This window comes from Tenacibaculum lutimaris, assembly GCF_003610735.1.
Lineage (GTDB): Bacteria > Bacteroidota > Bacteroidia > Flavobacteriales > Flavobacteriaceae > Polaribacter > Polaribacter lutimaris.
Genome location: NZ_RAQM01000011.1, coordinates 25,948 through 47,923, shown reverse-complemented (window position 1 = coordinate 47,923; position 21,976 = coordinate 25,948). Strand labels below are relative to the sequence as shown.

General features: G+C 32.1%; 25 protein-coding genes. 14 read left to right on the top strand and 11 right to left on the bottom strand.

What is annotated here, in order from left to right:
- Positions 1-20 precede the first annotated feature (20 nt).
- Complete coding sequence (locus C8N26_RS11625) at positions 21-1,682, bottom strand: M1 family metallopeptidase (RefSeq protein ID WP_245962563.1); 1,662 nt, start codon at positions 1,680-1,682, stop codon at positions 21-23.
- 92 nt (positions 1,683-1,774) lie between these two features.
- On the opposite strand from C8N26_RS11625, the gene C8N26_RS11620 reads away from it, so the two are divergent.
- From C8N26_RS11620 to C8N26_RS11605, 4 genes are all read left to right on the top strand, one after another.
- Entirely contained in the window at positions 1,775-2,575 is an 801-nt protein-coding gene (locus C8N26_RS11620) for an SDR family oxidoreductase (protein ID WP_120187431.1), read from the top strand.
- A 125-nt stretch (positions 2,576-2,700) separates the two neighbouring features.
- Entirely contained in the window at positions 2,701-3,354 is a 654-nt protein-coding gene (gene fsa / locus C8N26_RS11615) for a fructose-6-phosphate aldolase (protein ID WP_120187430.1), read from the top strand.
- A 65-nt stretch (positions 3,355-3,419) separates the two neighbouring features.
- Complete coding sequence (gene menD, locus C8N26_RS11610) at positions 3,420-5,072, top strand: 2-succinyl-5-enolpyruvyl-6-hydroxy-3-cyclohexene-1-carboxylic-acid synthase (RefSeq protein ID WP_120187429.1); 1,653 nt, start codon at positions 3,420-3,422, stop codon at positions 5,070-5,072.
- A gap of 1 nt (position 5,073) precedes the next feature.
- Positions 5,074-5,484, top strand: coding sequence for a S1 RNA-binding domain-containing protein (locus tag C8N26_RS11605; protein WP_120187428.1), 411 nt, complete (start codon positions 5,074-5,076; stop codon positions 5,482-5,484).
- A 1-nt stretch (position 5,485) separates the two neighbouring features.
- Here C8N26_RS11605 and C8N26_RS11600 read toward each other — a convergent pair whose 3' ends face one another.
- Complete coding sequence (locus C8N26_RS11600; protein ID WP_120187427.1) at positions 5,486-6,727, bottom strand: alpha/beta hydrolase-fold protein; 1,242 nt, start codon at positions 6,725-6,727, stop codon at positions 5,486-5,488.
- A 94-nt stretch (positions 6,728-6,821) separates the two neighbouring features.
- On the opposite strand from C8N26_RS11600, the gene C8N26_RS11595 reads away from it, so the two are divergent.
- The 7 genes from C8N26_RS11595 to ftsY all read left to right on the top strand — a co-directional run bounded on the left by C8N26_RS11595 (position 6,822) and on the right by ftsY (position 11,574).
- Entirely contained in the window at positions 6,822-7,661 is an 840-nt protein-coding gene (locus C8N26_RS11595) for a 1,4-dihydroxy-2-naphthoyl-CoA synthase (RefSeq protein WP_047790629.1), read from the top strand.
- An 85-nt stretch (positions 7,662-7,746) separates the two neighbouring features.
- Positions 7,747-8,355 carry a fumarylacetoacetate hydrolase family protein gene (locus C8N26_RS11590; RefSeq protein ID WP_120187426.1) on the top strand — a complete coding sequence of 203 codons (609 nt, stop codon included), beginning with the start codon at positions 7,747-7,749 and terminating at the stop codon, positions 8,353-8,355.
- A 41-nt stretch (positions 8,356-8,396) separates the two neighbouring features.
- On the top strand, positions 8,397-9,641 hold the full coding sequence (locus tag C8N26_RS11585) for a competence/damage-inducible protein A (RefSeq protein WP_120187425.1): 1,245 nt from the start codon (positions 8,397-8,399) through the stop codon (positions 9,639-9,641).
- Positions 9,642-9,806: 165 nt separating this feature from the next.
- Positions 9,807-10,046: a 50S ribosomal protein L28 gene (gene rpmB / locus C8N26_RS11580; RefSeq protein WP_028893013.1), complete on the top strand. Its 240-nt coding sequence runs from the start codon at positions 9,807-9,809 to the stop codon at positions 10,044-10,046.
- A gap of 28 nt (positions 10,047-10,074) precedes the next feature.
- A complete protein-coding gene (gene rpmG / locus C8N26_RS11575; RefSeq protein WP_013070733.1) occupies positions 10,075-10,257 on the top strand; it encodes a 50S ribosomal protein L33 in 183 nt (60 codons plus the stop codon).
- 27 nt (positions 10,258-10,284) lie between these two features.
- Positions 10,285-10,437: a DUF4295 domain-containing protein gene (locus tag C8N26_RS11570; RefSeq protein WP_081728324.1), complete on the top strand. Its 153-nt coding sequence runs from the start codon at positions 10,285-10,287 to the stop codon at positions 10,435-10,437.
- Between the two features lie 183 nt (positions 10,438-10,620).
- Positions 10,621-11,574 carry a signal recognition particle-docking protein FtsY gene (ftsY, locus tag C8N26_RS11565; protein WP_120187424.1) on the top strand — a complete coding sequence of 318 codons (954 nt, stop codon included), beginning with the start codon at positions 10,621-10,623 and terminating at the stop codon, positions 11,572-11,574.
- 82 nt (positions 11,575-11,656) lie between these two features.
- On the opposite strand, the gene C8N26_RS13680 is transcribed toward ftsY, so the two are convergent.
- The 3 genes from C8N26_RS13680 to C8N26_RS13675 are packed head-to-tail and all read right to left on the bottom strand — an operon-like array spanning position 11,657 to position 12,427.
- Positions 11,657-11,791 (bottom strand): hypothetical protein, encoded by a 135-nt coding sequence (locus C8N26_RS13680; RefSeq protein ID WP_262607219.1) that lies wholly within the window; start codon positions 11,789-11,791, stop codon positions 11,657-11,659.
- A gap of 4 nt (positions 11,792-11,795) precedes the next feature.
- Positions 11,796-12,287 carry a hypothetical protein gene (locus tag C8N26_RS11560; protein ID WP_147418504.1) on the bottom strand — a complete coding sequence of 164 codons (492 nt, stop codon included), beginning with the start codon at positions 12,285-12,287 and terminating at the stop codon, positions 11,796-11,798.
- Positions 12,288-12,295: 8 nt separating this feature from the next.
- A complete protein-coding gene (locus C8N26_RS13675) occupies positions 12,296-12,427 on the bottom strand; it encodes a hypothetical protein (RefSeq protein WP_262607218.1) in 132 nt (43 codons plus the stop codon).
- 303 nt (positions 12,428-12,730) lie between these two features.
- On the opposite strand from C8N26_RS13675, the gene rimO reads away from it, so the two are divergent.
- A complete protein-coding gene (gene rimO, locus C8N26_RS11555; RefSeq protein ID WP_120187422.1) occupies positions 12,731-14,083 on the top strand; it encodes a 30S ribosomal protein S12 methylthiotransferase RimO in 1,353 nt (450 codons plus the stop codon).
- A 44-nt stretch (positions 14,084-14,127) separates the two neighbouring features.
- Positions 14,128-14,886, top strand: coding sequence for a Dph6-related ATP pyrophosphatase (locus tag C8N26_RS11550; RefSeq protein ID WP_120187421.1), 759 nt, complete (start codon positions 14,128-14,130; stop codon positions 14,884-14,886).
- On the opposite strand, the gene C8N26_RS11545 is transcribed toward C8N26_RS11550, so the two are convergent.
- From C8N26_RS11545 to C8N26_RS11520, 6 genes are all read right to left on the bottom strand, one after another.
- Positions 14,875-15,258 carry a DUF6122 family protein gene (locus C8N26_RS11545; protein ID WP_120187420.1) on the bottom strand — a complete coding sequence of 128 codons (384 nt, stop codon included), beginning with the start codon at positions 15,256-15,258 and terminating at the stop codon, positions 14,875-14,877. The two genes, C8N26_RS11550 and C8N26_RS11545, sit on opposite strands and share 12 nt — an antisense overlap.
- Positions 15,259-15,269: 11 nt before the next feature.
- Entirely contained in the window at positions 15,270-15,830 is a 561-nt protein-coding gene (locus C8N26_RS11540) for a PAS domain-containing protein (RefSeq protein WP_245962562.1), read from the bottom strand.
- Between the two features lie 31 nt (positions 15,831-15,861).
- A complete protein-coding gene (locus C8N26_RS11535; protein ID WP_120187419.1) occupies positions 15,862-16,626 on the bottom strand; it encodes a TIGR02757 family protein in 765 nt (254 codons plus the stop codon).
- Position 16,627: 1 nt separating this feature from the next.
- Positions 16,628-17,182: a CPBP family intramembrane glutamic endopeptidase gene (locus C8N26_RS11530; RefSeq protein ID WP_120187418.1), complete on the bottom strand. Its 555-nt coding sequence runs from the start codon at positions 17,180-17,182 to the stop codon at positions 16,628-16,630.
- Positions 17,183-17,234: 52 nt separating this feature from the next.
- Entirely contained in the window at positions 17,235-17,897 is a 663-nt protein-coding gene (locus C8N26_RS11525) for an ABC transporter ATP-binding protein (protein WP_028893023.1), read from the bottom strand.
- Between the two features lie 90 nt (positions 17,898-17,987).
- Complete coding sequence (locus C8N26_RS11520) at positions 17,988-20,486, bottom strand: DUF5916 domain-containing protein (protein WP_120187417.1); 2,499 nt, start codon at positions 20,484-20,486, stop codon at positions 17,988-17,990.
- 242 nt (positions 20,487-20,728) lie between these two features.
- On the opposite strand from C8N26_RS11520, the gene sucC reads away from it, so the two are divergent.
- Positions 20,729-21,925 (top strand): ADP-forming succinate--CoA ligase subunit beta, encoded by a 1,197-nt coding sequence (sucC, locus tag C8N26_RS11515; RefSeq protein ID WP_028893025.1) that lies wholly within the window; start codon positions 20,729-20,731, stop codon positions 21,923-21,925.
- The last annotated feature ends 51 nt before the right edge of the window (positions 21,926-21,976 follow it).

The window sequence follows — 21,976 nt, the reverse complement described above, 5'->3', positions numbered from 1 at the left end:
ATTTGATAGAATATGAAGTTTTAAACGGATTTAGAGTTTATGTAATAGTTCTTGTCAATTTTAATAGAACTTGCTTTCATAGTTTTTGTTTGCCAATTCTCAGTAGGGTTTATCAATTCAACCTTTCCATCAATAATTACCTTTACAGGCATATTAAAACCTTTAACAACATTATTCCAGCGATATTTTAAGGTATTGTTTTCAATTGTATACTCTAACTCAGGAATCTTCACCGTACGTAAATATTGATCGAATACTTTACTTAAATCAATACCTGATTTATCAATCATGTATTGTTCAATTTCTTGGGTAGTTACTGTTTTATGGTAAAAATCAGCATTTAAACCACGTAAAATTTGACGCCATTTTTCATCATCGTTTACCAATTGACGAATGGTGTGTAACATATTAGCTCCTTTGTAATACATATCTCCAGAACCTTCATTATTAACATTGTAATGTCCAATAATTGGTTTGTCATTTTGAATAGAACTTCGTGTTCCAATAACATATTCAGCAGACGCTTTTTTTCCGTAATAGTAATCTAAGAACAAGTTTTCAGAGTAAGCTGTAAAACTTTCATGAATCCACATATCAGCAATGTCTACATTGGTAATATTGTTAGCAAACCATTCATGACCAGCTTCGTGAATAATAATAAAGTCAAATTTTAATCCCCAACCAGTTCCAGATAAATCTCTACCTAAATACCCATTTTTATATTGATTTCCGTAAGTAACTGAACTTTGATGTTCCATTCCTAAGTACGGAACTTCTACTAGTTTAAAACCATCTTCATAAAAGGGATATTTACCAAACCAATGTTCAAAAGCTTTCATCATCTTAGGAGCATCTTTAAACTGCTTTTTGGCTTTTTTAAGATTGTCACGTAACACATAATAATTCATGTCTAACTCTCCATCTTCACCTTGGTATTTCTCAGAAAAATGCACATAATCTCCAATATTTACATTTACTCCGTAATTGTTAATCGGATTATCAACAAACCAATGGTAGGTGGTTGTGTTATCATTATGTTGTTCAATATTTCGTAAACGCCCATTAGAAACATCCATTAAGTTTTTAGGTATACGAACACTAATCGCCATACTATCCACTTCGTCGTACATATGGTCTTTGTTTGGCCACCAAACACTAGCTCCTAATCCTTGACATGAAGTAGCAACAAAATGATTTCCATTACTATCTTTTTTCCAAGAAAAACCACCATCCCAAGGAGCTCTAATCGCTTCTTTAGGATTTCCTTCGTAATACACATCAACAGAATTTATAGCTCCTTCTTTTTGCGGAGATTTCAGTTGAATAAAATGTGCATTACCTTCAGAAACAACTTTTAGCTCTTCATTATTTTGAATCGCTTTGGTAATTTTTAAAGGAGGTTGCAAGTCTATTTGTAAAACTTGATGAGGTTTTAAAACTTTATATTGTACAGTGTTTTTTCCTTTAATAAATTTTTTATCAGGATTCACAGCTACATTAAGGTGGTAATATGTTAAGTCCCACCACGATCTTTCTGGAGTAATAGAACCACGCAAAGAATCTTGGCGTGTAAATGTTTCACTTTTAGAAAATAACGATGTGCTTTTTTGAGCAGTAGAAGAAGAACATCCAGCAATTAATATTGCCAAAGATGTCATAAAAACTGATAAAGAATTATGCATAGTGTTTGTTCTTGATGGGATAAAACGCTAAGATAAGTTTTAAAGTTTTTTTATTGGAGGCAACTTTAAGATATTTGCTTAAAATTACAAGAATGTCAAAAATAGTTTTCATAACAGGAGCTTCTTCAGGAATAGGAAAATCAATTGCTACTTATTTACATGATAGAGGATTTAAAATTTACGGAACAAGTAGAAATCCTCAAAAAATAACTACTCCGTTTCAAATGGTAGCATTAGATGTAACTAATCAAGAATCGATAAAGAAAGCTGTAGAAGAAGTAATTACTGCTGAAGGAAAGATTGATGTGTTAATAAACAATGCAGGAAAAGGAATTACAGGTCCTATTGAAGATACTCCAACAGAAGAAATAAAAGATAATTTTAATACAAACTTCTTTGGAGTAATTGATGTAGTTAAAGAAGTATTACCTTATATGCGAAAGCAACAATCAGGAACGATTATTAATACAACATCAATCGCAGGGTACATGGGGTTACCTTTTAGAGGGATTTATTCTGCAAGTAAAGGAGCGTTAGAGTTAGTAACAGAAGCGTTGAGTATGGAGGTAAAAAGCTTCGGAATTAAGGTTGTAAACGTAGCTCCAGGAGATTTTGCCACGAATATTGCTGCGGGAAGATACCATACACCTGTTTTTGAAAATTCTGCTTACAAAGAAAAATATGCTGAAAATTTAGCTTTAATGGATGCTCATGTTGATTCGGGAGCAGACCCAATACTTATGGCAGAAGCAATTTATAAAATCATTGAAAATAAGAATCCTAAAATTCACTATAAAGTTGGTGGATTTATGGAGAAATTTTCAATTGTATTAAAAAGAATCTTACCTGATAAAGTTTATGAAAAATTACTAATGAATCATTATAAATTGTAAATTCGCAGAAGATTAGTAATTAAAGAAAATTACGGCATAAAATATTGTTTTATGCGTTGTTTTAAAGAGAGTTGTACTCTCGTAGAATTCAAAAATTAGAACACAACTACATAATAAATATACAGATGAAATTTTTTATTGATACAGCTAACTTAGATCAAATTAGAGAAGCACAGGCTTTAGGTATTTTAGACGGAGTAACAACAAATCCGTCATTAATGGCTAAAGAAGGAATAACAGGAGAAGATAACATTATCAATCACTACAAAGCAATTTGCGAAATAGTAGAAGGAGATGTTTCTGCTGAGGTAATTGCTACTGATTTTGATAGTATGATAAAAGAAGGTGAAGCGTTAGCTGCATTACATCCTCAAATTGTGGTAAAATTACCAATGATTGCTGATGGTATTAAAGCGTGTAAATATTTTTCTGATAAAGGAATTAAAACAAATGTAACTCTTGTGTTTTCAGCAGGTCAAGCATTATTAGCAGCAAAGGCAGGAGCAACTTACGTGTCTCCATTTATTGGTCGTTTAGATGATATTTCTACAGATGGATTAAATTTAATTTCAGAAATTCGTCAGATTTATGATAACTATTTGTTTGATACACAAATATTGGCAGCATCAGTACGTCACACAATGCACGTAATTGATTGTGCTAAAATAGGAGCCGATGTTATGACTGGACCTTTAAGCGCAATTGAAGGATTATTAAAGCACCCATTAACAGATATTGGTTTAGCTAAATTTTTAGCAGATTATAAGAAAGGAAACTAATCAACAAAGTTGGTTTTAGTATTTTGTCATTCCCGCGAAAGCGGGAATCTCATTTTTTAAAAGATATGTACCCAAAAAAAGAACTCGCACAACTTGTTATTACTGCATGTCATGAATTTGATGTTGATACTGTGGTTATTTCTCCAGGTTCTCGTAACGCACCACTTACTGTCGGATTTTCAAATCATCCAAAAACAAACGCATTAAGTGTTGTTGATGAGCGTTGTGCTGCTTTTTTTGCGTTAGGAATAGCGCAACAAACTCAAAAACCTGTAGTAATTACATGTTCTTCAGGTTCAGCTTTATTAAACTATTATCCTGCAATCGCAGAGGCATATTATAGTCAAATTCCGTTAATAGTAATTTCTGCGGATAGACCAAAACATTTAATTGATATTGGAGACGGACAAACGATCCGTCAAGAAAATGTGTTTGAAAATCATATTTTGTTCTCAGCGAATTTGATTGAAGAAGAGAATCAGTTAAAAAATAACTCTGACTTGTTGACAAAAGCAATACAAACTGCGATTAACAAGAAGGGACCAGTACATGTCAATGTTCCGTTTGATGAGCCTTTATATGAAACGGTAGAAGAATTACAATCTTTTAATTTTTCAAATGTCATTTCGAGTGAAACAAAACAATCTTTTGATTTAGAAAAATTAGCTTCTATTTGGAATGTTTCAACTAAAAAAATGATTTTAGTAGGAAGTAGTTTTCCTGATGTTGAATTACAAAAGGTTTTATTGAAGTATGCAGAAGATGATTCTGTAATAGTTTTAACTGAAACGACTTCTAATATATATCATCCGAAGTTTATCAATAGTATTGATAAGTTGATTTTTCCTTTGTCTTCTGAAGAGTTTGAGGAATTTAAACCTGAAGTATTAGTAACTTTAGGAGGAATGGTAATTTCTAAGAAAATTAAACAACTTTTACGAAAGTCGCCACCAAATCACCATTGGCATGTCGATGAGTTAAAAGCGATGGATACCTATCATTGTTTGTCGGAGTTTGTTCAAACAAATCCTGTTGAATTTTTAACAGCGTTATCAGTGAAGAGTGAAGGTATTGGAAGTGATTATCAGCAAAAATGGTTAAAAGAAAAGAGTTTAAGAGTTGAGAAACACGAAGCATATTTGCAAAACTGTGAGTATTCAGATTTAAAAGTATTTGAAGCGATTTTAGAAAAACTTCCTAATGAATCTCAGTTGCAAATTAGTAACAGTTCTACGATTCGATATTCTCAATTATTCGATGTGAATTCTACCTTAAGAGTGTTTTGTAATAGAGGAACAAGTGGTATAGATGGTAGTACAAGTACTGCTGTAGGCGCAGCGTTTACTGATGAGAAACCAACAACGTTTATTACTGGAGATTTAAGCTTCTTTTACGATAGTAATGCTTTGTGGAATACCAATATTCCGAAGAATTTTAGAATTATAATATTAAACAATGCAGGAGGTGGTATTTTTAGGTTTATTCCTGGACCACTAAAGACGAATGCGGCAGATTATTTTGAAACGCCTCACAACTTAACAGCAGAACATTTGGCAAGAATGTATGGTTTTGAATATGTTCAGGTGGCAGCTTTAAAAGAGTTGAATGAAGAGTTAAATGAGTTTTATGTTGAAACAGAGCAACCAAAAATAATGGAGATATTTACTCCAAAAGAAATAAATGACGTAGTTTTAAAGAACTATTTTAAAAACTTATAAGATGGAATTAAAAGAAGGAGATAAGGTAGATTTAGTTATTGGAGTTCAAACAGCTTTAGGTTATACGGTTTTAATTAATGAATCGTATGAAGGGTTGTTATATAACAATGAGGTTTTTAGTGATGTAGAAGAAGGAATGCGTACTGTTGGTTACGTAAAAAAGATACGTGAAGACGAAAAGATAGATGTATCGTTACGTCCGCAAGGTTTTAAGAATGTAATTGATTCTGATGTAGATAAAGTTTTACGAAAGTTAGAAGAGAAAGGTTTTTTGTTATTGACAGATAAAAGCTCTCCTGAATCAATTAAATTTCACTTACAAATGAGTAAAAAAGCATTCAAGAGAGCTATTGGTAGTTTGTATAAAAATAAAATGATTGAATTAGAAGAGGATAGAATAGTGTTAAAATAACCTATTCTTGACCTTCTTCTTGTTGCTCTTCATTCTGATTTTCGTTTATTTCTTCAGTAGGATTTTCTTTCTTTTCTGTTTTCATTAAATCGTTTACACGTTTAATGTTTTCGTAAAAAGCATCTGCATTAGGATTTGAAGGATCCATTTTTCCATAAGCAGCTTTGTAATAAAAATCAGCTTTTTCATATTCTTTTCCTAGCTCATAATACTTACCAATGTAAAAATCTCCCATGTGTGAGTCTGGATATTTTATCATAACAAAGTCACCTAAAACTCTAAGATAATCACCGTCTTGTCTGTCAATTACTATGTCTTCAATAACAAAAATATCATCCAAACGAACATTTAAATTAGATCCATATAAATATTGAATATCTAAGTATTTCTTCTCTACATATTTAATAGCATCTAGCGGAGCTAAGTCTTTAACGTTTGCTTCAAATTCCTCTTTAGTGATTTTTGAATACAAAGCAAACATTTGATTGAATGCTCTTGGAATAGTTTCGGCAATAACAGCTAAATGGTTAGGAGCATTAGGGAATTCATCAAAATTAATATGCAAGTTTTTAGCTTCGTAAGAAGTTAATAGTGTTTTAATTTCACTAAATAAATTGTATTGCTTAGAGTCTATATATTTTTTATTGTTACTAGTGTATAAAAAGTAAGTATTATCTATAGAACCTAATCTGCTTAAAGAATAAGATTCTAAAATAGCTGGTGCAAATTGAGGAAACTCTGGAGTAATACAAATAAGCGAGTTAAAAATAGGTTGCTCATCTTTTAAATAATGAGTTAAAAAGTTAGCCGCTTTACCTTCACCTACAATTGTCATAAAAGGAGAAGTTCTAAAATTACCTTCCATAAAAGGAATTAACTCATGTTTTATAAAGTTGAAAAAATGTGCCCCAGAAGTTGTTAAGGCATTGTTAGCAGGTATTATTGATATATCTTTACCATAAGTGTTTTTCATATCAATCCCAACAACAATTTGTCTAGGAGCTTTATCTACATTAGCATACAGTTTTGCATTTCCTACATATAAATCAAAAAGATACTCGTCTCCTAATACAATTGCTAATGGATAATTAGTAGTCTCGTCTACATCATAACCTTGAGGAATATAAATTTTAACATTTCTACTTCCACTTAATTCTTCAGAGTTAACTTTTTGAGAAATGATTTTTTGAGAAAAAAGATTAGTGCTAATTAATACGGTAAATAATAAATATAGTTGTTTCATACTAGGGGTAAATTATATCGTTCAAATATAGAAAAGAAAAATAAAGTTATTATGTTATTTTTGTACATCTAAATAACGACAATATTTTAAAATTATGATACAACCAGATTGGAAAGTTGCCAAAGAATACGAAGATATTACCTATAAAAAATCACATAATGTAGCAAGAATAGCGTTTAACAGACCAAATGTGCGTAATGCATTTCGTCCTAAAACTACGTCTGAGTTATTAGATGCTTTTCATGATGCTCACGAAGATACCAATATCGGAGTTGTATTATTATCAGCAGAAGGACCATCAACTAAAGATGGAGTTTGGAGTTTTTGCTCTGGAGGAGATCAAAACGCACGTGGACATCAAGGATATGTTGGAGATGATGGTTACCACCGATTAAATATATTAGAAGTGCAACGTTTAATCCGTTTTATGCCAAAAGCAGTAATTTGTGTAGTTCCTGGTTGGGCTGTAGGTGGCGGACATAGTTTACACGTAACTTGCGATTTAACCTTAGCGAGTAAAGAGCACGCTATTTTTAAACAAACCGATGCTGATGTAACTTCATTTGATGCAGGTTATGGATCGGCATATTTAGCGAAAATGGTTGGGCAAAAAAAAGCTCGTGAAATCTTTTTCTTAGGAAGAAATTACTCAGCACAAGAAGCTTATGAAATGGGAATGGTAAATGCAGTAATTCCTCATGACGAGTTAGAGCAAACAGCTTTTGATTGGGCACAAGAAATCTTAGCAAAATCACCAACTTCTATTAAAATGTTAAAGTTCGCAATGAATTTAACGGACGACGGAATGGTAGGACAACAAGTCTTTGCAGGAGAAGTAACTCGTTTAGCTTATATGACAGATGAAGCTAAAGAAGGACGTGATGCGTTTTTAGAAAAACGTAAGCCAAATTTCCCTAAAACTTGGATACCTTAAAAATCAGTTATCAGTTATCAGTTGTAGGTTGTCATTTCGAACGAAAGTGAGAAATTTCTAAGTCAAACGTAAAAACAAATCAACATTGAAAATAATTTGTATAGGGCGTAATTACGCAAAACATATAGAAGAATTAGCAAATGAAAGACCAGAAAACCCAGTGGTTTTCTTAAAGCCAGATTCGGCTATTCTTCCTAAGAAAATGCCATTTTTCATTCCACCTTTTTCAAATGATGTGCATTATGAAGTGGAAGTATTGGTGAAAATTAATAAAGTAGGAAAACATATTTCTCCAAAATTTGCACATAAGTACTATGATACTGTTGGGCTAGGAATTGATTTTACTGCACGAGATGTACAAGCACAATGCAAAGAAAAAGGGTTACCATGGGAAAAGGCAAAGGCTTTTGATGGTAGCGCAATTGTTGGCGAATTTTATCCAAAAGAAGAATTCGATTTAGAGAATATTTCTTTTCAGTTACAAAAGAATGATGAGGTGGTGCAAGATGGAAATACCTCTAATATGTTGTGGAAAATTGACGAATTGATTAGTTATGTATCACAATATTTTACCCTAAAAAAAGGAGATATCATTTTTACAGGCACACCAGCAGGTGTTGGTAAAGTGGTAGAGAATGACATTTTAACAGGAACGATTGAAGGAAAACAAGCTTTTCAAATAAAAGTAAAATAAAATATATCCCGCTTCGGCGGGATTCTTTTTTAGATATATAAATGAATGCAGAAATCATTACGATAGGAGATGAAATTCTTATCGGACAAATTGTAGACACCAATTCTCAATGGATTGGTCAAGAACTTAATAAAATTGGAATTTCGGTTTATCAAATCTCTTCAATTCAGGATGAAAAACAACACATATTAAATGCGTTAAAAGAAGCTGAAAGTAGAGCAGATATTGTGATAATAACTGGAGGATTAGGTCCTACCAGAGACGATATCACAAAAAAAACAATTGCTGAATATTTTCAAGACGATAAGATTATTGAATACCCAGAGGTGGTCGATAATATTAAAAATATATTCAAAAAAGTTAATCACCCGTTCAACGAAATTCAGAAGTACCAAGCACAGCTTCCATCAAAAGCAACATTATTAATGAATCGTTTAGGAACGGCACCTGGAATGTGGTTTTACGAAAACAATACGGTTTTTGTATCACTTCCAGGAGTTCCTTATGAAATGAAAGGGTTAATGAAGTATAGTGTACTGCCTAAGTTGCAGTCTACTTTTAAATTACCATTTATTTCACATAGAACAATTATGACTGTTGGTACAGGAGAAACAATTATTGCTGAAAGAATTTCTGACTGGGAAGACAATTTACCTGATTTTATAAAATTGGCTTATTTGCCATCTTTCGGAAGTGTTCGTTTGCGTTTGTCAGCGAAAGGGAATAATGAAGAGTTGTTAGCAAAAGAGATGGAGAAGCAAGTTGCTGCATTATATGTTTTAATCCCTGAGATTATAGTTGGAGATGATAATGAGACTTCACTAGAAAAAGAAGTAGGGAAACTGCTACAACAACACGGAAAAACAGTAGCAACCGCCGAAAGTTTAACAGGAGGTAAAATAGCATCAACTATAGTTTCTGTACCAGGAGCTTCCAATTATTTTATGGGAGGTTTTGTAACATATACAGCTACCTTAAAGCAACAATTATTAGGAGTTTCAAAAGAAACGATTGAGAAATTTACTGTGGTAAGTAAAGAAGTAGCTTCAGCAATGGCAAAAGGATGTTTAGAAAAACTGCAAACAGATTATGCAATAGCTGTAACAGGAAATGCTGGGCCAACGACCGATCATAATGACAAGAGTGTTGGTTTGGTATATATTGCTATTGCTAGTAAAAATAGAGTAGAAGTACAAGAGTTTAACTTTGGGCAACCTAGAGAAAAAGTAATCAATAGAACGGTAACTAAATCTTTAGAACTTTTACAAGCAAACATATTAAAATAATTAGTATTTTTGCGCCCGTTACGCTTCCAAATAGGTTAGATGCTGAACCTAAGTTTTGAATGGATTAAAATAATTTAAAATTTAATCGAGAATATTTTTGTGCAATGAATTAAAATGCATAAATTTGCACCTCGTTTAGAAATAACACTAAAAACTGTCAAGAAGATGTCTAGAGTTTGTGAATTAACAGGAAAAAAAGCGATGGTAGGTAACAATGTATCTCACGCTTTAAATAGAACTAAAAGAAGATTTAACGCTAATTTAATGACTAAGCGTTTTTATATTCCAGAAGAAGATAAATGGATTACTTTAAAAGTATCTGCTTCTGCATTAAAAAATATTAATAAAAAAGGAATCTCTGCGGTTATTAAAGAAGCAAGAGCTAACGGTTTCTTAACTAAATAATTCCTTACTTAGATAAAATTTTAGAGAGATGGCAAAAAAAGGAAACAGAGTTCAAGTAATTTTAGAGTGTACTGAGCACAAAGCTTCTGGACAACCAGGAACTTCTCGTTATATTACAACAAAGAACAAAAAGAATACTCCTGATAGAATGGAATTAAAGAAATTTAATCCAATCTTAAAGAAGATGACAGTTCATAAAGAAATTAAATAATTAGCTACGGCGTAAACTTTAATTAAAATGGCAAAGAAATCAGTAGCAACGTTACAAACAGGTTCGAAAAGATTAACCAAAGCTATCAAAATGGTGAAGTCTCCAAAATCAGGAGCTTACACTTTTGTTGAAGCTATTATGGATCCAACACAAGTAAACGACTTTTTTGCAAAAAAGTAATTCTTGTATACAGTTTAAAGAAAAGCTACTTTCATTAGAGAGTAGCTTTTTTTATATTTGACAGTCTCAAATCTTTAGCATAGTTTAAGATTTTATTGGAAAGGCAACAATATAATGACAATTTGACCGTATAAATTAAATGGTATAGTTTTTAACCTATAGTAGCGATTATAAAATTTAACAATGAGTTTTTTTAAGAAAATCTTCTCAAAAGAGAAAAAAGAAACCTTAGACAAAGGATTAGAAAAAACCAAATCAAGTTTTTTCTCTAAATTATCAAAAGCAGTTGCAGGTAAAGCAAAGGTAGATGATGATGTGCTAGATAATTTAGAAGAAGTGCTCGTATCGTCTGATGTAGGAGTAGAAACTACCCTGAAAATTATTGATAGAATTGAAGAAAGAGTATCTCGTGATAAGTATTTGGGTACCGATGAGTTAAATCAAATTCTACGAGAAGAAATTGCAGGTTTATTATCAGAAACCAATACTGGTGATGAAACCGATTTCATAATTCCAGTAAATACGAAACCCTATGTGTTAATGGTGGTTGGAGTAAATGGAGTTGGAAAAACAACAACTATTGGTAAGTTAGCTTCACAATTTAAAAAGAAAGGTTTAAAGGTAGTTTTAGGAGCAGCTGATACGTTTAGAGCTGCTGCAATTGATCAATTACAAGTTTGGGCAGACAGAACAGATGTGCCAATTGTACGTCAAGAAATGGGATCTGATCCAGCATCTGTAGCGTACGATACTGTACAATCAGGAGTAAATCAAGGAGCAGATGTAATTATTATTGATACTGCGGGGCGTTTGCACAATAAGGTAAACTTAATGAATGAGTTAACCAAGATTAAGCGTGTAATGCAAAAAGTAGTACCAGATGCACCACACGATGTATTGTTAGTGTTAGACGGTTCTACAGGTCAAAATGCTTTTGAACAAGCAAAACAATTTACCAAAGCAACGGAAGTAACTTCATTAGCAGTAACTAAATTAGACGGAACAGCAAAAGGAGGAGTAGTAATTGGTATTTCTGACCAATTCCAAATCCCAGTAAAATATATTGGTGTTGGTGAAGGAATAGATGACTTACAAGTGTTTAATAAACACGAATTTGTAGATTCTTTTTTTAAATAGATAAGTGTCATTCCTGTGTAGGTAGGAATCTTAGTATAAAAATATAACTCCCAAATTGGAAGTTTTTTATGTTTGCGTATTTTTAATCATTTTTTTTAGGAGGCGGTGGAGGTGGTGCCTGATAACGTGGCATACTGTTGTTACTCTTAGGTTTAGGATTGCTATTCGGATTATTTGTAGGTCTCCCTTGTGGTCTGTTATTTGATTGTTTTGCCATAATATTATATGTTAAATACTTGATTAAAATATTCGTCTGAATTCTTTTTACATTTCTTTACAATTCCTTTAGGTTTGCTTCTAATAGTTTCAGCTACTATTGGATTAATATCAGTTTCTAGTTTTTTAAGTCTAAAAAAGGTATTTGTTGCTTGTTCTTCGTTCATTCTATCTGATTCAAAATCATACCACAATTTTTCAATTTTGTTATAATAATCGGCATAAAACCTGTGAATATCATCAAGGTTTTTTAATTGCTTTTCATTCATAATCAAATGAGGTTGTAGTAATCTCAATAATGAAATACAAGCAATTACGAAGCAGGCAATAAGCGGAAGGCTTTCCCATATTTTCCACCCCATAATTCCAGCAGATGAAAAAGCTAGAATTCCCATGTTAAAAATCCTTAAAATAAACCTTTGTCGGTCAGAATATAATGAAGCAAATTCGATATTATGCTTTGATTGAGTTAATTCTGTCCATATTCTATTTCTCATAATTTTTATTAGTCTCCTTTTTTATGTTTGTGAGGTTTTAAGGAAGGTGTGTTTCCTTGGGTACTTTTGTTGTCTCTTTGGCGTCTGTCAGGTTTACCTGTTGATTTTGCTATTCTTTTTGGTCCTGGTTTAATTCCCATAGTCTTTTTTATAAAATATTAGATTTATAATCTACAAGTTCGCTATTTTTTGTGATATTTAGAATTTAACTTTTTAACATGTTGATTAATAAGTGTTAATAAGTTTATGAGGTGTTTTAGGATGGCTACAACAAATGGGGAGTATTATGCTACAAATAGTTAAGATATCTTTCGTTTCAACGATTAACTGTAAGATAATTAAGTTCAATAAAGTATGTTAAGAATCAAACTAATTTTAAGGGTTTAAACTACCTAAAAACCTGAATTAAAGCGTATATTTGCACTCCGAATTTTTTTTACAATATGCGTACTAAAACAACAAAACAAAACAAAATCAACGTAGTTACTTTAGGTTGCTCAAAAAACGTTTACGATAGTGAAGTGTTAATGGGGCAGTTAAAAGCCAATGGTAAAGAGGTGGTTCATGAAGATGAAAATGATGAAGGGAATATCGTAGTAATCAACACCTGCGGTTTTATTGGTAAAGCTAAAGAAGAAAGTGTGGAAACTATTTTACACTATGCACAAAAGAAAGAAGAAGGTGAAGTAGATAAAGTGTTTGTTACGGGTTGTTTAAGTGAACGTTACAAGCCAGATTTAGAAGCTGAAATTACTAATGTAGATCAGTATTTTGGTACACACGATTTACCAAACTTGTTAAAGGTGTTGGAAGCAGATTATAAGCATGAGTTAATTGGTGAACGTTTAACAACGACCCCAGATCATTATGCGTATTTAAAAATAGCAGAAGGATGTGATCGTCCGTGTTCGTTTTGTGCCATTCCGTTAATGCGTGGTAAACATGTTTCTACTCCTATAGAAGATCTGGTTACAGAAGCTACGAAGTTGGCTGAAAAAGGGATTAAGGAAATCATGCTAATCGCTCAAGATTTAACCTATTACGGATTAGATATTTATAAAAAACGTGCCTTAGCAGATTTACTAAAAGAGTTGGTAAAAGTTGATGGAATTGAATGGATTCGTTTACACTATGCCTTTCCAACTGGCTTTCCAATGGATGTATTAGAAGTAATGAAGAACGAACCAAAAGTTTGTAATTATTTAGACATACCATTACAGCACATCAATACAGAGATTTTAAAATCGATGAAACGTGGTACAACGCATGAAAAAACGACTTCATTGATTCATAAATTCCGAGAAGCAGTGCCAAATATGGCAATTCGTACAACATTGATTGTTGGATATCCAGGAGAAACAGAAGAGCAGTTTCAAGAGTTAAAAGATTGGGTAGAAGAAATGCGTTTTGAGCGCTTAGGTGCTTTTGAATATTCACACGAAGAAAATACAGGAGCGTATGTTTTAGAAGATGATGTTCCTGCTGATGTAAAATTCAGACGTGTAAATGAAATTATGGAAGTGCAGTCTCAAATTTCTTGGGAATTGAATCAAGAGAAAATAGGAAAGACGTTCAAATGTTTATTCGATAGAAAAGATGGAGAGTATTATTACGGACGTACCGAGTTTGATTCACCAGATGTAGATAATGACGTAATTGTTGATGCACGTGAATATTATATTAAACTAGGAGAGTTTATTGATATAGAAATTTTTGATGCAGGTGATTTTGATTTACACGGAAAACCGGTAGTAAAACAAGAAAGACCAGTTCCTTTAAACCAAAAGAAGAAATAAAATCAAACCTGCGAAATGCAGGTTTTTTTATGCATATTTGTCATATGAAAAAAGCCTATTTTAACTGGAGTTCAGGAAAAGACTCTTCATTAGCATTGTACAAAATATTGCAACAAAAAGAATACGATGTGCAAAAATTGATAACGAATGTAAATCAAGATTACCAACGTGTTTCAATGCATGGGTTGCATGAAGACTTGTTAGATGCTCAGGCTGAAGGTATTGGTATTCCTTTAGAAAAAATATATTTTCCTGCTGAGGTTACTATGGATTTGTATAACCAGAGAATGAAGGAGAAAACGGCTGAGTTAAAAGATTCAGGGCTTGTAAATGGTATTTTTGGAGATGTTTTTTTAGAGGATTTAAGAGCGTATCGTGATTCGAAACTGCAAGAAGTAGGAATTACAGGTGTGTATCCGTTATGGAAACAAGATACAAAAGAGTTACTTCGTGAGTTTTTAGCCTTAGGTTTTAAAACAATCACTGTTTGTGTGAATGCAAAATTATTAGGAGAAGAGTTTGTAGGGAGAGTTATTGATGAAGACTTTATCAATGAGCTTCCTGAAGGAGTAGATGTTTGCGGAGAAAATGGTGAGTTTCATACCTTTTGTTATGACGGACCTATTTTTAAGAAACCTGTGGAGTTTGAAATAGGAGAGAAGGTGTTGAAATCGTATACTTTGCATAAAAGTGATGATGACAATTGTTATCAAGATTCAAAGAAAACTAAGAAAAAAGAGGAAAGCACCACTAAAAACTATGATAGAAGTTTTTGGTACTGTGATTTACTGTTAAAAAAGTAATTTGCTTATTGATTCTAATAAATTTTTTGCTGGGGAATTTTCTAAGCAAGAGCTACAGGCGTTATACATAAATAAACAATCGATAAAATCGGTTAGCATGTGTAGTAGCAACCCTAAACCGATAATGTTATAAGGTCTTTTTAAAAATAGTAAGATAACATACAGTCCTATTGCATAGTAGGAATGGAATATGTGAAAACCAAAACTACATCGGTTAGGATCAAATATAGGACTTGCTAATAAGTGATCTACATCTACCAACATGGTAGCAAGTAGTAATAGCGCAATTTTTTTCCAGTTATTTTTAAAAAATAGATAGGCTATAATTACAGGGAAACCAAAATGTAAAAAGTAGTGAATAAATGTTTGCATTTGCTTAAAGCTTAAACCACTTCTTTTTCTAAAGCTAAAAAATGTGTGATTTCCGAGTTGTCTTTATTATGTAGCGGAATTATGTATAGTTCACATTTATAGGTAGATTTATCTTTTCTGTAATTAATGATTACATCTTTAAATGGTTTTCCTTTTAAAAGTTTTGTTTGAATTCTTTTTCTAGTAGTTTCCTTTGTTTTTTCTCCTTGTAAAAAGTGTGGGGTTTTGTTTAATGCAAATTCTTTTTCGTAGCCCGTCATTTTGGTAAAACCATCACTTACCCAAATTATTTTCTTTTGTATATCGGTAAGAACTAAAGATTCATAATCGTTTTCTTTTATTATAGATGTAATGTTATTTTTCCAGTTGAAGCTTTTTGAAAATGTTTTTATAAGTTTTAAGTCACTGTATAGTTCTTTTTCAATAAATAAGTCTTGAATTCCCCAACTTAAAAGGTTTATACTTTTTTTAGATGAAGGATTAAGGTTATCAGCAATTTTAACGTATTCTTCTTTGTCTAAATTTGATACATAAATATCTAAAGACATCATTTTATCAAAACTATTTTTCATACCTACTAAATAACTACTTTTTTTAGTAAAACTAAAATTTTTCAAAAACACCTAGGCCAAATAAGGCAAAATCATACTTAACAGGATCTTTTTTATCAAACTTTCTTAGAGTTACATCAAGTTCTTGAATGGCTTTCCAATCGTTTTGTTTTCTAGTAAGAATTTTTAATTTTCGAGCAATATTTCCTGTATGTACATCTAGCGGACAGTGTAAATGCGCTGGAGAATGTGTTTTCCAAATACCTAAATCGACTCCAGTTGTATTATCACGAACCATCCAACGTAAAAACATGTTAATTCTTTTGGATGCAGAACCTTTTAAAGGGTCAGAAACATGCTTTAAAGTTCTTGATTGGTGTGGAATTTCAAAAAATACTTGTTTAAAGTTATGAATAGCATGCTGATAATTATCGGCATTATCTTTTGGTTGTAACACAGCTTCTAATCCGCCATGATTTTGGTAGATGTTTTTTAACGATTGAACAAAGAGCTTAAAATCATCAGCATTAAACGTTCGGTGTACAAATCCGTCAAAATCAGCTAAATCTTCTTCAGAATGATTGAGGACAAAATCGTACGGAGAATTTCCCATTAAATCCATCATTTTATGGGAGTTGTTAATAATCATTTTACGGTTTCCCCAAGCAATAGTTGCAGCTAAAAAACCAGCAATTTCAATATCTTCTTTTACCGAAAATTGATGTGGAATTTGAATGGGATCACTATCAATAAAATCTGGATTATTATATTGTATAACCTTTTCGTCTAAAAATTCTTTTAGTTCTTTTTTGTTCATCTTACATTAAATCTCCTAAAAAACTAGCTCCTATAAAAACTCCATTATAAACAGCATGTAGTGCCATTGCCCAAAGTAAGCCAAAGCGAACACGAATAAAGCCTAAATAGAATCCTAATAACGTTTGAGGTAACACTAAAATAGGAGAAAGTAATAATACGTTTGTAGAAATTTGATAATTACTAATATGTACAAAACCAAATAGAACAGCGAAAACATAAAAAGCAATTTTAAATTGTTTTCCTTTTTTAAAAGCTGTAAGAGGAGCTCTAAAAAAAGTTTCTTCGAGCAAAGGAGCAAGAATAACAGCTAAGAAAAAAACTACAATTTTAGGAAGAGACTTAAATAGTTCTTCTGCTTTATGATCTTCAGCTAAATTAACTAATTCAAGTTTGTCAACAAGACCTATTAAAGCCAAACTAACCATTGCGGTTACTATACTTATTATTAAAAGATGTAAGAATTTTTGAAACCGATATAAAGTATCTTGATTGGCATCTTTTTCTAAAATAGGATTTTTTAAATAGTTGATAAGCTCGTAAAAAGTTTCTTGCATAGTTTTAGATGTATTTTATACTATAGGTATATAGAAACTTAAAAACGTTACATTATTCAACTATAATACCGTCTTTCATTGTAAGTGTTCTATCGGCCATTTGTGCTAATTCTTTGTTATGTGTAACTAACACAAAGGTTTGTCCAAACTCATCACGTAGCTTAAAAAATAATTCGTGTAAGTTTTTTGCTGAGGTAGAATCAAGGTTTCCTGATGGTTCATCTGCAAAAATAACAGAAGGCTCATTTATCAATGCTCTAGCAACAGCTACGCGTTGTTGCTCACCACCAGAAAGCTCATTAGGCTTGTGATTTTCTCTATGTGATAACCCTAAAAAGGCTAGTAATTCTTTGGCTCTTTTTTCGGTTTCTACTTTTCCTTTTCCTCCTATAAATGCAGGGATACAAACATTTTCTAAAGCTGTAAACTCAGGCAATAACTGATGAAACTGAAAGATAAATCCGATGTGTTTGTTTCTGAAAGAAGAGACTTCTTTATCTTTTAAATCTTTGATTGAAACTCCATTAACAAGTAATTCATAGTTTTTATCTTTCAAAGGTTTATCTAGGGTGCCTAAAATTTGAAGCAAGGTAGTTTTTCCAGCTCCTGACGGACCAACAATAGCAACAATTTCTCCTTTTTTTATATGAAGATTTACTCCTTTTAAGATTTCAACATCTCCGTAGTGTCTATGAATATTTTTAGCAACAATCATTAGGTAATTTTCAAAGTAACGAATGTATAAAAAAGAAATCAGATAGACTTTAAAAGCCTATCCGATTTCAAACAATAAATAATTCCCCTTTTAAAATATGTTTTTAATGTTGTTGTAATCGATAAAATATACCAATCGAACAGAAAATGTATGCTGATGTTTCTCATCAAAAAGGCGATCTAAATTTTTAAAGAAACCGTGTTTTGCATGACCGTTTGAGCCAAAGATAGAATTTCTGTAAAAAGCAATTAATTGGCTACCAGGTGCAAATTGCCATTGGTAATTTACGTCTAAATTCCAACTATTAAAGTTTTTATCATGATCTCCTTGATAGCTACTTTGATTTAGTTCTCCGTTAGTTTGATCTAAACTATAAAATTGATTTTGATATGGAACTTTACTCCAATTGTGTCTAAATGATAATGATACTGCCGATTTTGTGTTGAATGTATATTTACCAGTTAAAGAGTTGTTGTATGAAGTCCAATCACGTTGTCCAAAATAAATAGCATCGTCATCGTTATTTACATACCCAAATTGGTTTTCATACTTGTTGTAGTTTAAACCATAAATTAAAGAAAATTGATTATTGAACCGGTATCTAGGTCTTATTCCGAAACCATAACTTATTTGGTTAATATCGCTTATGGTTTCTCTATGAAACGTGTACCAGAAATCATAATCAAGAGCTAGCTTTTTTCTGTAGTCACTAGATCCCCAGTGATTTATATTTAATTGTTCAGGTCTTTTAAAGTAAATTCCGCTAGTACTTCCTACTCTAGGTTCAAAGAAATCCTTTTCTTCGGTACGATAGTTTAAATTTCCTCCAAAGCTAAATCTATTTTTAGTGTCTGCCCAAAAAGAAAGTCCCCCATTGGTACCTGTATAAGTTCCTGGATTGTGTAAAAAGTTGATGTTGTAATATAAGTTAACACCATAATTATTGAATATTCCTTTTGGTTTTAACAAACGGTAACCAACAAACCCATAAATGGTTTGTTCATTATTGCTGAAAAGAATTCCCATGTCATTAGGGTTGTAGTCTTTATTTTCGAAATTATATCCAATTTCTCCACGCCAGTTTCCTGATTGTTTTCCTATACTAGTATCAAAAGTATATCCTGTATTAGGGTTTTTTTCATCATCAGAAATGTTACTCATTTTAAAACTACCATCTATATTGTATCTACTTTTTTTGTCTTCTACGTGCCATAATAATCCAGTTACATTGGCATCTCTAAATCGACCATCACGAGTTACGTTGGTATTAATTAAGGTTATTGATGAGTTTTGGTTAAATTGTTGGTCTAATACCATTATATTATAGTTAGAGAACGGGTTTACTGTAGTTTTATAAGTACTAATATTACTAATGGTATCTAATCCGTTAATAGTTTGCTCAGTTCTTTCAACGGTAGCTTCTGTTTTTTCAGTTATAGCATTAAAAAAACCAACACCTAAACCACCTTTGGTTCTACCAGATATTTTAATAGCATTAAGCATTTGAACTTTTTCTGGAACATCAATTACTTTATCATTCACTTTTTTACCGTTGATGAATTCATCATCATTTTTACGTTCATTAGAAAATTGATCGATAGGTCTAGAACCAATTCTTCTTGAATAAAATAAATTTCCCTTACTAAATAGTTCCGTTCCTTCAGTAAAAAATTGACGTTGTTCTGTGAATTGTTGTTCGAAAGGACCTAGATTTAAGGTGACATTGTCAAAACCTACTTGACTAAAATCAGGAATTAAAGTAGCGTCAAGTGTGAAATTTTCAGTAATCCCATATTTTACGTCCATACCCACACTCCAGTCAAAGTCAGTGTTGCCGTCTGAAGTAGTTACAGTTGCTGATGCGTAGGGATAAAAGTTCAATCGAGTAGGAGGTTTTATATTGGTGAAGTTTTCATACAAACCATCATATTGCGTCCAGTTTCCTTGTTGATTATCAATATGGTTCCAAGTAAATTGAGCATTTAAGTTTAATACTTTTCTGTGATAGTTAATTCCCCAAGATTGTACAGGAACATTGGCAAAACGTAAAGCTCTATATGGAATTTTCATCTCAACCACCCAAGAATCATCGTTAATACTTATATCGCTTTCCCAAACGGCACTCCAATTAAAATCTTCGTTTCCGTTAGATACTTTCGAATCTGCTTGTGCACCAGAACTGGTAACTAAAAATTCAAAAGGGTTTTGTCCGTCGTCATTAGGATTAATGGTTATTAAGAAGAAATCGCTGTTACCAATATTGTCTCTGTTTGTAAATTCAGCTGGTATTTTAGAAGGCTCAGGATCATACATTTTCGCACTGATGTAAATAGCGTTGTCATCGTACACCAATTTAACTTCTGTTTTATGCGTATCGGGTTCAGGTTTCCCATTATCAGGACGCATCATAACAAAATCTTTAGCAGCAGAAACATTTTTCCAAGCAGCATCATCTAATTTTCCGTCAATTTTGGGAGGTGAATCTACGCGTATAACGTCTAGTTTTTTTCTGTTTTGGTTAATGGTTTGGGCATTTGTAACTCCTATAAAGAAGAAACAGGTTGTAATAAATGCTAAAACTTTAAGCATAGTTGATTGAGATATAGAATTAGTTGTTTAGCTAAATTATTATGATTAGGGTAAATAAATCACAAAATCATGTTAATTACAGTAAAGACCTGTTAAAAAAAAGAATGTTACATGCTTAAATGTTAAAAAAATGTAAAAATGGAAATTAAATAAAATTGATTTTAATCATAAATTAAAGTACAAATTATAAGGTATTATAAATTGAATTTGTATTTTTGTTCGACTTTAAAAATTCATATCTAATGAACTTACACGAATATCAAGGTAAAGAAATATTAAGCAGTTTTGGCGTTCGTATTCAACGTGGAATTGTTGCAAATACTCCAGAAGAAGCTGTTGAAGCAGCGAAGAAATTAACAGAAGAAACAGGTACTGGTTGGCATGTAATCAAAGCTCAAGTACACGCAGGTGGTCGTGGAAAAGGTGGTGGTGTTAAGTTAGCTAAAAACTTAGATGAGGTAAAAAGTATTGCTGATGACATTTTAGGAATGATGTTAGTAACTCCTCAAACTTCAGCAGAAGGTAAGTTAGTTAACCAAGTGTTAATTGCTGAGGATGTATATTATCCTGGTGATAGTGAGCCAGATGAATTTTATATGTCAGTTTTATTAAACCGTGCTACAGGTAGAAACATGATTATGTACTCTACTGAAGGAGGTATGGATATTGAAACTGTGGCAGAAGAAACTCCACACTTAATTTTTACAGAAGAAATTGATCCAGGAACAGGATTATTACCTTTCCAAGCTCGTAAAATTGCTTTTAACTTAGGTTTAAGCGGTGGGGCTTTAAAAGAAATGGTAAAGTTTGTTACTGCTTTATATACTGCATACATCAAGTCTGATTCTTCGATGTTTGAAATTAACCCAGTATTAAAAACATCTGATGATAAAATCATGGCTGTTGATGCTAAGGTTACTTTAGATGACAATGCTTTATACCGTCACAAAGATTATGCAGAAATGCGTGATTTACGTGAAGAAAATCCAATCGAAGTTGAAGCAAACGCTGCAGGATTAAACTATGTAGATTTAGATGGTAACGTTGGATGTATGGTAAACGGAGCTGGTTTAGCAATGGGAACTATGGATTTAATTAAGCAAGCAGGAGGTGAGCCAGCTAACTTCTTAGATGTTGGTGGTACTGCTGATGCACAACGTGTTGAAACTGCTTTCGGAATCATTTTAAAAGATCCTAACGTAAAAGCTATCTTAGTAAACATTTTTGGAGGTATCGTTCGTTGTGACCGTGTGGCACAAGGTATTGTAGATGCTTACAAAAACATGGGTGACAAAATTAATGTGCCTATTATTGCTCGTTTACAAGGAACAAATGCTAAAGAAGCAAAAGAATTAATAGACAACAGCGGAATGGAAATTATCTCAGCTACTGAGTTCCAAGAAGCAGCTGATAAAGTACAAGAAGTTTTAAGCGCTTAAAACTTTTTAATTAATTCTTAGTAATATATTAAAAAACCTCACTGAAAAGTG